Annotated in this window: 13 protein-coding genes; 11 read left to right on the top strand and 2 right to left on the bottom strand. The window is 68.7% G+C overall.

The features are described 5' to 3' along the window. Positions 1-3: 3 nt before the first annotated feature. The 4 genes from ACV22V_RS07385 to ACV22V_RS07370 all read left to right on the top strand — a co-directional run bounded on the left by ACV22V_RS07385 (position 4) and on the right by ACV22V_RS07370 (position 4,953). On the top strand, positions 4-1,053 hold the full coding sequence (locus tag ACV22V_RS07385; protein ID WP_448013393.1) for a 2Fe-2S iron-sulfur cluster-binding protein: 1,050 nt from the start codon (positions 4-6) through the stop codon (positions 1,051-1,053). A gap of 46 nt (positions 1,054-1,099) precedes the next feature. Further along, the gene (locus ACV22V_RS07380) at positions 1,100-2,686 is read left to right on the top strand and encodes a FadD3 family acyl-CoA ligase (RefSeq protein ID WP_448013392.1); all 1,587 of its coding nucleotides are present in this window, start codon (positions 1,100-1,102) and stop codon (positions 2,684-2,686) included. Between the two features lie 37 nt (positions 2,687-2,723). Then, complete coding sequence (locus ACV22V_RS07375) at positions 2,724-3,497, top strand: SDR family NAD(P)-dependent oxidoreductase (RefSeq protein WP_448013391.1); 774 nt, start codon at positions 2,724-2,726, stop codon at positions 3,495-3,497. 832 nt (positions 3,498-4,329) lie between these two features. After that, a complete protein-coding gene (locus ACV22V_RS07370) occupies positions 4,330-4,953 on the top strand; it encodes a hypothetical protein (RefSeq protein WP_373557217.1) in 624 nt (207 codons plus the stop codon). Positions 4,954-4,963: 10 nt separating this feature from the next. Here the strand turns inward: ACV22V_RS07370 and ACV22V_RS07365 are convergent, their stop codons facing one another. Together ACV22V_RS07365 and ACV22V_RS07360 are read right to left on the bottom strand one after the other, a co-directional pair. Continuing rightward, a complete protein-coding gene (locus ACV22V_RS07365; protein WP_448013390.1) occupies positions 4,964-6,550 on the bottom strand; it encodes a hypothetical protein in 1,587 nt (528 codons plus the stop codon). A gap of 20 nt (positions 6,551-6,570) precedes the next feature. Then, the gene (locus ACV22V_RS07360) at positions 6,571-6,828 is read right to left on the bottom strand and encodes a hypothetical protein (RefSeq protein WP_156441493.1); all 258 of its coding nucleotides are present in this window, start codon (positions 6,826-6,828) and stop codon (positions 6,571-6,573) included. A 286-nt stretch (positions 6,829-7,114) separates the two neighbouring features. Here ACV22V_RS07360 and ACV22V_RS07355 point away from each other — a divergent pair, with 286 nt between their 5' ends. Genes ACV22V_RS07355 through ACV22V_RS07325 form a run of 7 tightly spaced genes read left to right on the top strand, consistent with a single transcriptional unit; the run spans position 7,115 to position 13,743 of the window. Next, on the top strand, positions 7,115-8,011 hold the full coding sequence (locus ACV22V_RS07355) for a VOC family protein (protein WP_448013389.1): 897 nt from the start codon (positions 7,115-7,117) through the stop codon (positions 8,009-8,011). Between the two features lie 9 nt (positions 8,012-8,020). Then, positions 8,021-8,914, top strand: coding sequence for a CoA transferase subunit A (locus ACV22V_RS07350; protein WP_059537693.1), 894 nt, complete (start codon positions 8,021-8,023; stop codon positions 8,912-8,914). A 10-nt stretch (positions 8,915-8,924) separates the two neighbouring features. After that, positions 8,925-9,722: a CoA-transferase subunit beta gene (locus tag ACV22V_RS07345; protein ID WP_059691346.1), complete on the top strand. Its 798-nt coding sequence runs from the start codon at positions 8,925-8,927 to the stop codon at positions 9,720-9,722. 8 nt (positions 9,723-9,730) lie between these two features. Further along, entirely contained in the window at positions 9,731-10,657 is a 927-nt protein-coding gene (locus tag ACV22V_RS07340) for an enoyl-CoA hydratase (protein ID WP_059691345.1), read from the top strand. Beyond that, entirely contained in the window at positions 10,654-11,742 is a 1,089-nt protein-coding gene (locus ACV22V_RS07335; RefSeq protein WP_059691344.1) for an NAD(P)H-dependent flavin oxidoreductase, read from the top strand. The genes ACV22V_RS07340 and ACV22V_RS07335 overlap by 4 nt, the downstream gene beginning before the upstream one ends. 25 nt (positions 11,743-11,767) lie before the next feature. Further along, positions 11,768-12,577 carry an enoyl-CoA hydratase family protein gene (locus tag ACV22V_RS07330; RefSeq protein WP_059537705.1) on the top strand — a complete coding sequence of 270 codons (810 nt, stop codon included), beginning with the start codon at positions 11,768-11,770 and terminating at the stop codon, positions 12,575-12,577. Continuing rightward, a complete protein-coding gene (locus ACV22V_RS07325; protein ID WP_059691343.1) occupies positions 12,574-13,743 on the top strand; it encodes an acyl-CoA dehydrogenase family protein in 1,170 nt (389 codons plus the stop codon). The genes ACV22V_RS07330 and ACV22V_RS07325 overlap by 4 nt, the downstream gene beginning before the upstream one ends. The last annotated feature ends 33 nt before the right edge of the window (positions 13,744-13,776 follow it).

The raw sequence follows: 13,776 nt of genomic DNA, 5'->3' as shown, positions 1-13,776 counted from the left end.
GCGATGAGCGATTCCCGTTTTCACCGGCTGACCGTTGCCGACGTCATTGCCGAAAGCGACGACGCATGCTCGTTCGTGTTCGACGTGCCCGCCGCGTTGCGCGATGCGTTCGCGTACCGGCCCGGCCAGTTCCTGACGCTGAACGTGCCGTGCGCCGATGCGGCCGTCGCACGCTGTTACTCGCTGTCGAGCGCGCCGGGCATCGATGCGGCACCGAAGATCACCGTCAAGCGCGTGCGCGACGGCCGTGCGTCGAACTGGCTGTGCGACCGCATCCGTGCGGGCGATGCGCTCGACGTGCTGCCGCCGGCCGGTGTCTTCACGCCGCGCACGCTCGACGGCGACCTGCTGCTGTTCGCGGGCGGCAGCGGCATCACGCCGGTGCTGTCGATCCTGAAATCGGCGCTCGTGCACGGCCGCGGGATGCTGACGCTGATCTATGCGAACCGCGACGAGCGCTCGGTGATTTTCCGCGACGAACTGCAGCAGCTCGCGCACCGCCATCCGGGTCGCCTGCGCGTGATCCACTGGCTCGACAGCGTGCAGGGCGTGCCGCAGCAGCGGCATCTCGAGGAGCTCGCGCGGCCGTTCAGCCAGCAGGAAACGTTCATCTGCGGGCCGGCGATGTTCATGGAGAACGCGCTGGCCGCGATGCTCGGCCTCGGGCTGCCGCGCGCGCGCGTGCATGTCGAGCGCTTCGCGTCGCTGCCCGACGCGCCGGTGCAGGGCGACGCGGCGGCATCGTCCGCAGCGACTTCCGCGGTCGACTCCGGCGACGGCGCGGCGATCGAGACGGTGCTCGACGGCGAGGCGTTCGCGTTCGACAGCGCGCCCGGCGAAACGCTGCTCGACGCGATGCTGCGCGCCGGCCTGCCCGCGCCGAATTCCTGCCGAATGGGCCAGTGCGGCGCGTGCATGTGCCGCGTCGAACGCGGGGAGGTGGCGCTCGACGATAACCATGTGCTCGACGACGACGAGATCGCGGCCGGCTGGACGCTCGCCTGCCGCGCGCGGCCCGCGAGCGACGCGCTGCGCGTGGTGTTCCCCGATTGAGCCGTGGCGCGCCGGCGGCGCGCGCGGCAACCCTGTTGCGATGCCTATGACGATGGACAACGAAATCCTCACCACGCCCGCGCTGATCGCGCGGGCTGCCGCGCGCCACGGCGCGCATCCGGCGATCGAGTCGGAGCACGGCCGGCTGACCTACGCGGAACTCGACGCGGCGCGTCTCGAGGCGGCGCGCGCGCTGCTCGCGAGCGGCATCGACGCGGGCGACCGGATCGCCGTATGGGCGCCGAACCTGCCGCAATGGATCGTCGCGGCGCTGGCGATCCATACCGTCGGCGCGATTCTCGTGCCGGTCAACACACGGATGAAGGGCATGGAGGTGGGCGGCATCCTGCATGACGGCGGCGCGCGGCTGCTGTTCTGCTGCGGCACCTTCCTCGGCGAATCCTATCCGGCGATGCTCGCGCCGCATCGGCCCGCGACGCTCGAACGCGTCGTCGTGTTCGACGGCGAACCGCCGTCCGGCGCGCGCGACGAAACCTGGAACGCGTTCCTCGCGCGCGGCGCGGCGGTGCCGCTCGCCGCCGTGCGCGAGCGGGAGGCGCAGGTGACACCGGATACGGTGATGGACCTGATGTTCACGTCCGGCACGACCGGCCGCCCGAAGGGCGTGATGACCGCGCACGGACAGAACCTGCGGGCCGCGCAGGCGTGGGCCGCGATCGCCGGCGTGCGCCAGGACGACCGCTACCTGATCGTCAATCCGTTTTTCCATACGTTCGGTTACAAGGCGGGCTGGCTCGCCGCACTGTCGAGCGGTGCGACCGTGCTGCCGCATCTCGTGTTCCAGCCCGCCGACGTCTTGCGGCGCATCGCCGACGAACGCGTGTCGGTGCTGCCCGGCCCGCCGACGCTGTATTACGCGCTGCTCGATGCGCCCGATCGCGCGACGCGCGACCTGTCGTCGCTGCGGATCGCGGTGACGGGCGCGGCCGCGATCGCGCCGAGCCTGATCGAGCGGATGCGCGCGGAGCTCGGCTTCGAGACCGTGCTGACCGGCTACGGGCTGACCGAATCGTGCGGGTTCGCGACGCTGTGCCGTCATGGCGACGACGCGGAGACGATCGCCCGCACCTCGGGCCGACCGATGCCAGGCGTCGAGCTACGCATCGCGGGGCACGACGGCGCGGCGCTCGGGCCGGACGAGACCGGCGAGATCTGGGTGCGCGGCTACAACGTGATGCGCGGCTATTTCAACCAGCCGGACGCGACGCGCGAAACCGTCGACGCGGACGGCTGGCTGCATACCGGCGACCTCGGCTGCGTCGACGCGAACGGCAACCTGAAGATCACCGACCGGATCAAGGACATGTTCATCGTCGGCGGCTTCAACTGCTATCCGGCCGAGATCGAGCGGCTGCTGGCCGCGCACCCGGCGATCGCGCAGGTTGCGCTGGTCGGCGTGCCCGATACGCGGCTCGGCGAAGTCGGGCATGCATACGTCGTGCTGCGTCCGGGCGCGCACACCGACGCCACCGCGCTGAACGACTGGGCGCGCAGCAACATGGCGAACTACAAGGTGCCGCGGCATTTCACGTTCGTCGAGCAACTGCCGACGAGCGCGGCCGGCAAGGTGCTGAAGTACCGGCTGCGCGCGGGCACCGAAGCGGCGGCCTGACCGCCGGCGTGCGATACGTCACCAACGGGATGAACGCATGAACGACAACGGATTTCCGCAGGGCGCGGTGCTCGTGTTCGGCGGCAGCGGCGGGATCGGGCAGGGCGTCGCGCGCGAATTCGCGTGTGTCGGCGTGTCGGTCGCGCTCGGCTATCGCAGCAAGGCCGACGTGGCCGAGCGTGTCGCGCGTGACCTGCGCGGCACGGGTGTCGCGGCCACCACGCATCGCGTGGACGTGACCGATCCCGCGCAGATCGATGCGGCGCTCGCGGCCGCGATCGCCGCGCACGGTCGCGTGCATACGATCGTGTGGGCGGCCGGCCCGTTCGTGAACCAGCGCCATATCGGCGACGTGACGCACGACGACTGGCGGCGCGCGATCGAGGTCGAGACGGTCGGCTTCTTCAATGCGGCGAAGGCCGCGTTGCCGCATTTGCGCGCGTCGGGCGGCGGGTCGTTCGTGACGCTCGGCTCGGCCGGGCATCTGCGCTGGCCGGATCGGGATGGATTGTCGGTCGCGCCGAAGGCGGCGAACGAGGCGCTCGTGAGGGGGCTCGCGCGCGAGGAGGGCCGTCACGAGATTCGCGCGAATTCGATTCTGGTCGGCGTGATCGAGGCCGGGATGTTTCCGGTGCTGCTCGAACAAGGACAGTTCGACCAGGTGTGGATCGACGAGACGCAGAACATGCTCGCGCTCAAGCGCTGGGGGAAGGCGCACGATATCGGCCGCGCGGCGGTGTTTCTCGCGTCGGATCGCGCGAATTACATCACGGGGCAGCAGTTGAATGTGTCCGGTGGGTACGGGTTGTAGCGGATGCATGGGGCCCGCTCGGGCGAGCGGGCTTGGCAGACGAACGCGTCAGTTGCTCTCGGCACCGAATTCGGCGAATCTGCACACCGCCGGCCAACGAGATCGTCGGCCCACATTGCATGCATCGACGCGCATGAACGGCCATCTCACCAGCGACTGGTTGCGCACGCACCGTCCTCGGTATTCACCCTGACCCGCACCGCACGATCTCGCATCCCAGACCACGCACGGCTGGCGCGAAGTCACGTCGATGAAACATTTTCTTCCGGGCGTGGCGACACACGCGCTTGCCGGCCGTCGCGACTTCGCGTCTGCCGACGGCCGCGCACGCTTGCACGATGCGCGTCGCTCTGCCCGATGCGCTGTTTTCCGGCATCGGGCACGACGCTGACGCGCCGAAAACAGATGCGTTCCTGAAACATTTCCGTCGATTCCCTCCCGCGTAACCCCGGACGTCAGGCCGCGACGCTTGCCCCGCGCCGATCCGCGCCGCATGGCACACCCCTTGCGGTTAGGCCGGGGCTGCTCGACATAACCGCGATCGATGGCAACCACGAATCGCGGGAGCGGCACGCAACGACATCGAAATATCGGGGATCGGATCGCGCCGCGGGATGACGGCGGGTCGTGTCGGACGCGCGATGCGTCGTATCGGCGACACGAACGGACACCGCACGTGCGATCCGTCAAACAGCAAGCTTGCTTGCAAGATGTCGTGCCGGGGGACCCGCTGCGCGTGGCGGCATGCGCTGCACGCGGCGGGTCGGCTCGCCCGGCACATGTCGGGGAGACGCCCGTGAAAACGACAGTGAACCAATGGGCAGCGCTGGCGATGGTGTTCGCGGCTGGCGCGCACGCGCAGGAAATCTACCTGCAGGGCGGCACGCAAGGCGTGGGCATCGGCGCGGCCGTGAGCTTCAACTCGGTGCTGGGCGCACACGCGGATTTCAATGCGATCAATCTGACGCATGACTTCACCGTGGCCGGCAATCGCTATCAGGACGACATCAAGCTGCGGCAAGGCGGCCTGTATGCGGACATCTTTCCATGGCGCGGCAGCGGCTTTCGCGCGACGATCGGACTGCGCTTCAATGACGACGAAATCCGCGGCGTGTCGGTGCCGACCAACGGCACCTACGTGTTCGCCGGCAAGCGCTACCCGGCGCTGCCCGGCATGTACGCGGTCGCGGAGGCGCGCTATCCGACCGTGATGCCGTATGTCGGGATCGGTTATGGGCATCGGCCGGCGTCGAAAGGGCTCGGCTTCGTCGCCGACATCGGCGTCGCATACGGAATCCCGCGCTGCTCGTACACGCTGTCGCCGGAACTCGCCGCCGCGGCCGGACCGCAGAAGAGCCAGGTCCTGGCCTCCAGCGGCCTCGACGAACTGAACCGGATGATGTCGCGGTATCGCTGGTATCCGGTGCTGCAGATCGGGATCTCGTACCGGTTCTGAGCCGGACGTGCTACTGGATGCGAATCAGCGCGGCGCTCACCGGTGCCACCTTCACGGTCACCTGCCGATTCGCCACGGCAAGCGTCAGCTGCGGCGTGCCGTTCCATGCGCCATTCAGCGCGACCGCCTGCCCGCCGAACGTGATTGGTGTCCCGCCGTTGTAAATGCCCGGATTGGCGAGCTGGGCGCCCGTTGCGTCACCTGACGAAGCGAGCGTCATCACCGTCGCGCGCGACGCCTGCGAACCGAGCGTGACGGTAACGTTTGCGGTGCTGACCGTATCCTTGTTGTTGATGATGACGTAGGTCGCGCCTTGACTGGTCGCGACCGCGAATGCGCTCACGGCCGCCGTGCTCGCGCTGAGCGTCGTATTCAGGAATTCACCCGCGCCGCCGCCCGCGAAGATTTGCGAAAAGAACAGCAGCGCGTAATAGAGCGGCTGCACGGCCGTGACTTCGCCTTGCGAATCGGCGATCGCGGTATAGCTCGCGATCGATCCGTTGTTGTGGAAATTCAGGCCGCTCGCGCCGTACTGCGCATGCGTGAAGATGAAATCGATCGCCCACAGCGCGCTCGCGAACACGTTGCTGACGCCGGCCGGCTTCGTGCTGTTGAAATACGAATTGGTCTCGTCCATCCGGAACGGCACGCCGGCCTTCTGCGCGGCGGACCGCATGTTTTGCAGGGCCGTGACGAGATTCGCATCGGGGTAGGCGAGCATCCCGGCGATCGTGGGCGCGTTTTCGTTGTAGTTGCTGATGTAGTAGTGCTCGGTCAGCAGTGCGATGTTCCTGCCCTGGCTCGCCGCGAACGACTCCGCCCAGCCCGGCGTGTCGCTGGCGGCGGCCGGCCCGCTGAACACGGCGCCGCTGACGGCGCCCGCGATCGCCTGCGCGAACTGGTTCCATCCCGCGATCGTGCCCTGGGCGACCGTGCCGCCGTTCAGGAAGATGCCGTAGGTGATCCCGGCCAGGTTCGGCGTCCTGCTGTCGCCGTATTGATCGGGTTCGTTGCCGATCTCGAACGCGAGCAACTGCCCGCCGAGCTGCTGCGACACATACAGCGCTTCGTCGGCCGCTTGCGCCGGCGATGCCACCGAGCCGCGCGCACCGGCGAAATTGATCCCGTAGATCACTTTCCATGCGGGACATTGCTTGAGGCACGCGACGAATCGCGCCACGTCGACACGCGACACCTGCCCGCGGATCTGCCCCGGCCCGTTGGGCGCCCACGTCATGCGGTCGACGCTGTTCCCGCCGATGCGCAGCACGCCGCCGCCGAGCGCGTTGAGCAGCCCGATCAGGTTCGTGTTGTCGGCGCGGAAGTAGTTGTTGTTGATGTCGGCTTTTTCGAAGCTGAGGCTCGCGAAGTGGGCATCGAGCGCGGCGGTGCCGGACGCGGGCTGCTGCACGGCGAGCGTCAGCGAGACGCCGTCAGGGTGCGGGTCCGGCGGCGGTGCGTCGGACCCGCCGCCGCCGCATGCGGCCAGCATCGATACGGCTGCATACGCGCCAAGGCGAATGAAGTCGCGCCGGTTCATCGCCGCCGACGCCTCGTACAGGTCGGACAGCGAAAGCGGGTTTTTTGTGGTTTTCAATTTGTCATCCTCGTAGGCCGTTATTGATATTTATGAAAGACATTAAACGCCGCCTGCGTAACATACCCGTTACAAGGATCGAAGTCCATGATGCGCGTGTCGAAGTTTGTCTCGGCGCTTCGCGACGCGTTTCCAGAAAGCCGGCGGAAGGCCGCGGCGCTTGTCCCGACGGGGCAGACGCCATGACGCCGGGTTATCGACGACGATTCCCGGCGAGTGGGTAAATGGTTGATTTCTACGCAGAAGAAATAAGCATTCCGGCCGATTTTTTCAGGCATTCCTGATGTTTCGACCGTAAGAAAGATAATCCGCCGAACCGGTTATTCCGGCCGAGCCGCACGCATGCTGTCGGCGTCGTCGCCGATGCCCGCGCGTCGTTGCGGCCACGCTCCGTCGACTGTCGTTTGCGGCGCCGCAGCAACGCGGCATCGTTTCGCTGCGCGCACCCGCCGCGCCGCGCTCCCGCCCCCCGCCGGCTCTCGTCCCAACAGACGATGTGACGCCATCCCCGACCGGCCAGAATCCTTTCACGAACAACGGAATCTGAACCTGGAGGAGGCCGACATGATCGATGTCCGTGCGCTCGGCTACGTCGTCGTCGAGGCGACCCGCGTCGATGCGTGGCGCCGCTACGCGGAAGACGTGCTGGGCATGCAGGCGCTCGACGCACCCGACGGCGCGCTGTACCTGAAGATGGACGAGCGTGATTTCCGCTACGTGATCGTCCCCGGCGCGACCGACCGCTATTTCGCGTCGGGCTGGGAGCTGCCCGACGGCGCCGCGTTCGACGCCGCGCTCGCGGCGTTGCAACGTGCGGGCCTCGAAGCCGTGCGCGCCACGCGCGACGAAGCTGCACTGCGCCGCGTGCAGGCCATGGCGTGGTGCACCGACCCGTCCGGCAATCGTCACGAGCTGTACTGGGGCGCGCGCTGCGACTTCCGCCGCTTCGTGTCGCCGCTCGGCGTCGCGCGCTTCGTCACCGGCGACATGGGGCTCGGCCACGCGGTACTGCCCGCGCCGCAGTTCGACGCGACCGACGCATTCGTGCGCGGCGTGCTCGGCTTCGAACTGTCCGACATCTACCGCGTGAAGTTCACGCCGGACCCCGCCGAACCCGAGAAGCGCATTCACTTCATGCACTGCCGCAACGCGCGCCATCACAGCCTCGCGCTGTTCGAGATGGCCGTGCCGTCGGGTTGCGTGCACGTGATGGCCGAAGTCGACTCGATGGACGAAGTCGGCCGCGCGCTCGATCGGGTCGCCGCGCACGACGTGAAGATGTCGGCGACGCTCGGCCGGCACTGCAACGACCAGATGATCTCGTTCTACATGAAGACCCCCGGCGGCTTCGATCTCGAATACGGCTTCGGCGGCCTCACGGTCGACTGGTCGAAGCATGCGGTGTTCGAGGCCACCAAGGTGAGCCAGTGGGGCCACGATTTCAGCATCGGATACCGGTAAGCCAGCACGATGACGATGAAACCTCTCGACAAGACGATGTCCGCGCGCGACGTGGTCGCGCAACTCGCCGACGGCATGACGATCGGCATCGGCGGATGGGGGCCGCGGCGCAAGCCGATGGCGCTGGTGCGCGAGATCGCGCGCTCGAACCTGAAGGACCTGACGGTCGTCGCCTACGGCGGCGCCGACGTCGGCCTGCTGTGCGCGGCGGGCAAGGTGCGCAAGGTGGTGTTCGGCTTCGTGTCGCTGGACGTGATCCCGCTCGAACCGCATTTCCGCCGCGCCCGCGAACAGGGCCGTGTCGACGTGCTCGAACTCGACGAAGGGATGCTGCAGCTCGGCCTGCGCGCGGCCGCCGCGCGGCTGCCGTTCCTGCCGACCCGCGCCGGGCTCGGCACCGCGCTGCTCGATCACGCGCCGGAGTTGCGCACGGTCAGGTCGCCGTACGACGACGGCGAGACGCTGCTCGCGATGCCGGCGCTCGAGCTCGACGTCGCGCTGCTGCACGTGAATGCGGCCGACCGGATGGGCAACACGCGCATCGACGGCCCCGATCCATTCTTCGACGCATGGATGGCGCGCGCCGCGCGACGCTGCTACGTGTCGGCGGAAACGGTCGACGCGTCGCTCGCGACCGAAGACCTCGATGCCGCGAAACGCAACCCGTTCGAGCGTTCGCTCGTCACCGGCGTCGTGCCTGCGCCGGGCGGCGCGCACCCGACGTCGTGCGGGCCGGCCTACGGCTGGGACCTGCCGCACCTGCGCGCGTACTGCGCGAGCGCGGAAGACGATGCGAAGACGGCGGCGTACCTGCGCGACGTGGTCGGCCAGGACGAACGCCAGTATCTCGAAGGCGTCGGCGGCCTGCCGCATGTGACGACGCTGCCGTTGCCGATTCTGTAAAGGAGCGCTTGTGAGCGAATCTCTCGACCATTCCCTCGCGGAACTGATGATCGTCGCGTCCGCGCGACTCTGGCGCGACGACGGCGAAGTGCTGGCGACCGGCATCGGCACGGGCCCGCGGCTCGCGGCCGGCCTCGCGCGGCTCGCCTACAACAACGGGCTGATGCTGACCGACGGCGAGGCGTACCTCGTCGAGGAGCCGGTCCCGCTCGGCCCCCGTCCCGACGGCTATCGCGTGAAGGCGAGCGGCTGGATGACCTACGAACGCGTGTTCGACTGCCTGTGGCACGGCCGCCGCCACGCGCTGGTGATGCCGACGCAGATCGACCGCTTCGGCCAGGCGAACATCTCGTGGCTCGGCGACGACTACGCGCGTCCAAAGACGCAGCTGCTCGGCGCGCGCGGCTTCCCCGGCAACTCGACGAATCACGCGAACTCGTTCTTCGTGAGCGGCCACGGCAAGCGCACGTTCGTCGAAGGCGAAGTCGACATGGTCTGCACGGTCGGCTACAACCCGGCGCGCCGGCTGCCCGGCATGAAGACCTTCGTCGACCTGCGCAGCATCGTCACCGACCTGTGCGTGATGGATTTCGGCGGCCCCGATCACGCGATTCGCGTGCGTTCGCTGCATCCGGGCGTGAGCTTCGACGAGGTGCAGGATGCGACCGGCTTCCCGCTGGTTGCCGCACCGGAACTCGGCACGACGGCCGCGCCGAGCGCGGAAGACCTGCGCATCGTGCGTGCGCTCGACCCTCACAACCTGCGCGCGACGATCGTGCGCAACAATCCGGCGCCGCGCCGCGGATGAGGTCCGACATGGAAGCGACCCAGATGACGTTCGGCGACGGTGTCGTCGACTACGCGGTCGAGGACGGCATTGCGACGATCACGATGAACCGTCCCGAGTATCACAACGCGCAGAACTCGAAGATGACGTATGCGCTCGACGCGGCGTTCCGGCGCGCGTCGCACGACGACGCGGTGAAGGCGATCGTGCTCGCGGGCGCCGGCAAGCATTTCTCGGCGGGCCACGACATCGGCACGCCGGGCCGCGACATTCACGAGTCGTTCGATCGCGCGTCGCTGTGGTACGACCACGTCGACAAGGAGGGCGGCGAATTCCTCTATGCGCGCGAACAGGAGGTGTACCTCGGGATGTGCCGGCGCTGGCGCGACCTGCCGAAGCCGACCATCGCGATGGTGCACGGCGCATGCATCGCGGGCGGGCTGATGCTCGCGTGGGTATGCGACCTGATCGTCGCGTCGGAGGACGCGTTCTTCGCGGATCCGGTCGTGCGGATGGGCATTCCGGGCGTCGAGTATTTCGCGCATGCGTACGAGCTGAACCCACGCATTGCCAAGGAGTTCCTGTTCCTCGGCGAGCGGATGCCGGCCGAGCGCGCGTATCAGATGGGCATGGTCAACCGTGTGGTGCCGCGCGAGCGGCTGCGCGACGCGACCTACGCGATCGCCGCGAAGATCGCAACGATGCCGCGGCTCGGCCTCGCGCTGACCAAGCAGGCGCTGAACCACGTCGAGGAGCTGCAGGGCAAGCGCGCGGCGATGGACGCGGCCTTCGCATGGCATCACTTCGCGCATGCGCACAACGAGCTCGTCAGCGGCGACCGCCTCGGCGGCTACGACGCGCGCAAGATGGCCAGCTCGCAGCGCAGGCCGGAGCAGGCGGAAGGCGAAGGGCGGACCGATGCGGCAGCGGCCGCCGTCAACGGAGCCGCCGCATGAGCACGACGCTGCATACCCCGTTGTGCGACCTGCTCGGCTGCCGCTACCCGATCGTGCAGACCGCGATGGGCTGGGTAGCCGACGCGCGGCTCGTCGCGGCCACCGCCAACGCCGGCGGCTTCGGCTTCCTGGCCGGCGCGACGCTCGAACCGGAGCAGGTCGAGGCCGAGATCCTGAAGGTGAAGGCGCTGACCGACAAGCCGTTCGGCATCAACTTCCACATGTTTCAGAAGAACGCCGCGCAGGTGGTCGATCTCGCGATCGAGCATCGGCTGCGCGCGGTCAGCTACGGGCGCGGGCCGGACGCGAAGACGATCCGCCGCTTCAAGGACGCCGGCATCGTCTGCATGCCGACCGTCGGCGCGCCGAAGCACGCGGCGAAGGCGGTCGAGCTCGGCGCGGACATCGTGACGGTGCAGGGCGCGGAAGGCGGCGGCCATACGGGCTCGGTGCCGACCACGCTGCTGTTGCCGAAGGTGCTCGACGCGGTGCGGGTGCCGGTCGTCGCGGCCGGCGGGTTCTTCGACGGGCGCGGGCTGGCTGCCGCGCTCGCGTACGGCGCGGCCGGCATCGCGATGGGCACGCGCTTCCTGATGAGCGCCGAATCGCCGGTGCCGCGCGCGACGCTCGAGCGCTACGTCGCGGTGGGCGATCCGGCGCGGATCCGCGTGTCGGACGCGCTCGACGGGCTGCCGCAACGCATGATCGACAACCCGTATCTGCTGAAGCTCGAACGCTTCGGCCCGCTGCGCCGCACGCTGTTCGCGCTGAAGACGGCCGAAGCGTGGCGCCGTCAGAACGGATTGCGCACGACCGACATGCTGGGCCTCGCGATCAAGGCGCTGCGCTCGCACGACTACACGGCGAGCCAGACGCTGATGGCCGCGAACGCACCGTTCCTGATCCAGCGCGCGATCGTCGAGGGGCGGCCGGACGAGGGCGTGCTGCCGAGCGGCCAGGCGGCCGCGATGATCGGCGCGATCGAATCGTGCGACGCGCTGATCGCGCGGATCGTCGCGGAGGCCGGCGAGCGGCTCGACGCGCTGGCCGCGTTGCGCGGCGTGGCGGCGGCCCACGCGGCTTGAAAGACATCACAGGGAGGCAGTGGAGATGACTACATCCAAACAACCGGGCGGCGCGATGCCGTTCCGGATCGAGCGCGCCGACGGCATCGCCGAACTGGTGATCGCCCATCCGCCCGTGAACGCACTCGATGCGCAGGGCTGGCACGCGCTCGCGCGGGCGCTCGATGCGCTCGGCGAGGACGACGACGTGCGCGTGATCGTCGTGCGCGGCGAAGGCCGCGGCTTCTGCGCGGGCGTCGACATCAAGGAGCTGGCCGCGCATCCGGAACGGATCGTGTCGGTCAACGCGGGCAACTACGAGACGTTCCGCGCGGTGCACCGCAACCCGAAGCCGGTGATCGCGGCCGTGCACGGCTTCGTGCTCGGCGGCGGGATCGGCATCTGCGGCGCGGCGGATATCGTCGTCGCGGCCGACTGCGCGCGCTTCGGCGTGCCGGAGATCGACCGTGGCGCGATGGGCGGCGGCGCGCATCTGCAACGACTGTTCGGTGTGCAGAAGGTCCGCGCGATGTACTTCACGGGCGAGATGATCGACGCGGCCGAGGCATACCGGCTCGGTGCGGTCGAGCAGGTCGTCGCGCGCGATGCGCTGCGCGACGCGGCGCTCGCGATCGCCCGCAAGATCGCGGAAAAGAGCCCGGCGATGGTGCGGCTCGCGAAGGAGGCGCTGAACGGCGTCGAGGACGGCGATCTCGAGGACAAGTACCGCTGGGAGCAGGGCTTCACGCTGCAGGCGTACATGACCAACGACTCGACGGAGGCGCGTGCCGCGTTCGTCGAGAAGCGCGACGCGCATTTCGACGCACGGACCAGCGTCGAGGAGGCACGCGCATGAACCTGACCTATACGCCGCAACAGCAGGCGTTCCGCGCGGAAATCCGCGAATGGCTCGCCGCGCACGTGCCGCGCGAGCGGCTGCCGAGTTTCGACACCGAGGAAGGCTTCATCGCGCACCGCGAATGGGAGCGCACGCTGCATTCGGGCCGCTGGAGCATGGTCACGTGGCCGCGCGAGCTGGGCGGGCGCGGTTGCGACCTGATCGAGTGGCTGATCTTCGAGGAAGAGTACTGGCGCGCCGACGCGCCGATGCGCGTGAACCAGAACGGCATCTTCCTGCTCGGCCCGACGCTGATGGATTTCGGCACGGCGGAGCAGAAGGCGCGCTTCCTGCCGGCGATGGCCGCAGGCGAGCACGTGTGGGCGCAGGGCTGGTCGGAGCCGAACGCGGGCTCGGACATGGCCGCGATCCGCACGACGGCGATCCGCATCGGCGACGAATACGTGCTCAACGGCCAGAAGATCTGGTCGACCCGCGCGGTGTGGGCCGACTGGCTGTTCGGGCTGTTCCGCAGCGATCCCGAATCGTCGCGTCACCACGGGCTCACGTTCCTGATGGTGCCGCTGTCGACGCCGGGCATCACCGTGCGACCGATCCGCCAGCTGAACGGGCAGACGGGCTTCGCGGAAATCTTCTTCGACGACGTGCGCGTGCCGGTCGAGAACCGCCTCGCGGCCGAAGGCGCGGGCTGGCAGGTCGCGATGGCGACGGCCGGCTTCGAGCGCGGGTTGATGCTGCGTTCGCCCGCCCGTTTCCAGCGCACCGCGCAGGCGCTGCGCGACCTGTATCTGGCGCACCGCGACAGCGCGGATCGCGACCCGACGCTGCGCGAACGCGTGGTCGCCGCATGGATGGATGCGCAGGCGTACGCGCTGTCGACCTACGCGACCGCGAGCCGGCTGCTGAAGGGCGGCCATATCGGCGCGGAGTCGAGCACCAACAAGGTGTTCTGGTCGGAGCTCGACCTGCGGATGCACCAGACCGCGCTCGACATTCTCGGCGCGCACGGCGAGGTCGTCCCGCAGACGGCCGCGCAGCACGCGACGCTCGGCCACTGGCTCGACGGCTTCCTGTTCGCGCAGGCCGGTCCGATCTACGCGGGCACCAACGAGATCCAGCGCAACATCGTCGCCGAACGGATGCTCGGCATGCCGCGCGCGTAAGCGCGCCGGCGCCAACCTCACTGAACGGACATC

The sequence above is a fragment of the Burkholderia sp. AW33-5 genome, from assembly GCF_053427615.1.
Note: the sequence above shows the minus strand (reverse complement) of the source record. Positions and strands in the feature narration are given on the sequence as shown.

Bases quoted from the DNA above. Each gene is read 5' to 3' on its own strand.
- ACV22V_RS07325 (WP_059691343.1), top strand. From the start codon at position 12,574: ATGAACCTGACCTATACGCCGCAACAGCAGGCGTTCCGCGCGGAAATC.
- ACV22V_RS07350 (WP_059537693.1), top strand. From the start codon at position 8,021: ATGACGATGAAACCTCTCGACAAGACGATGTCCGCGCGCGACGTGGTC.
- ACV22V_RS07375 (WP_448013391.1), top strand. From the start codon at position 2,724: ATGAACGACAACGGATTTCCGCAGGGCGCGGTGCTCGTGTTCGGCGGC.
- ACV22V_RS07370 (WP_373557217.1), top strand. From the start codon at position 4,330: ATGGTGTTCGCGGCTGGCGCGCACGCGCAGGAAATCTACCTGCAGGGC.
- ACV22V_RS07335 (WP_059691344.1), top strand. From the start codon at position 10,654: ATGAGCACGACGCTGCATACCCCGTTGTGCGACCTGCTCGGCTGCCGC.
- ACV22V_RS07355 (WP_448013389.1), top strand. From the start codon at position 7,115: ATGATCGATGTCCGTGCGCTCGGCTACGTCGTCGTCGAGGCGACCCGC.
- ACV22V_RS07385 (WP_448013393.1), top strand. From the start codon at position 4: ATGAGCGATTCCCGTTTTCACCGGCTGACCGTTGCCGACGTCATTGCC.
- ACV22V_RS07360 (WP_156441493.1), bottom strand. From the start codon at position 6,828: ATGCCTGAAAAAATCGGCCGGAATGCTTATTTCTTCTGCGTAGAAATC.
- ACV22V_RS07340 (WP_059691345.1), top strand. From the start codon at position 9,731: ATGGAAGCGACCCAGATGACGTTCGGCGACGGTGTCGTCGACTACGCG.
- ACV22V_RS07330 (WP_059537705.1), top strand. From the start codon at position 11,768: ATGACTACATCCAAACAACCGGGCGGCGCGATGCCGTTCCGGATCGAG.
- ACV22V_RS07380 (WP_448013392.1), top strand. From the start codon at position 1,100: ATGACGATGGACAACGAAATCCTCACCACGCCCGCGCTGATCGCGCGG.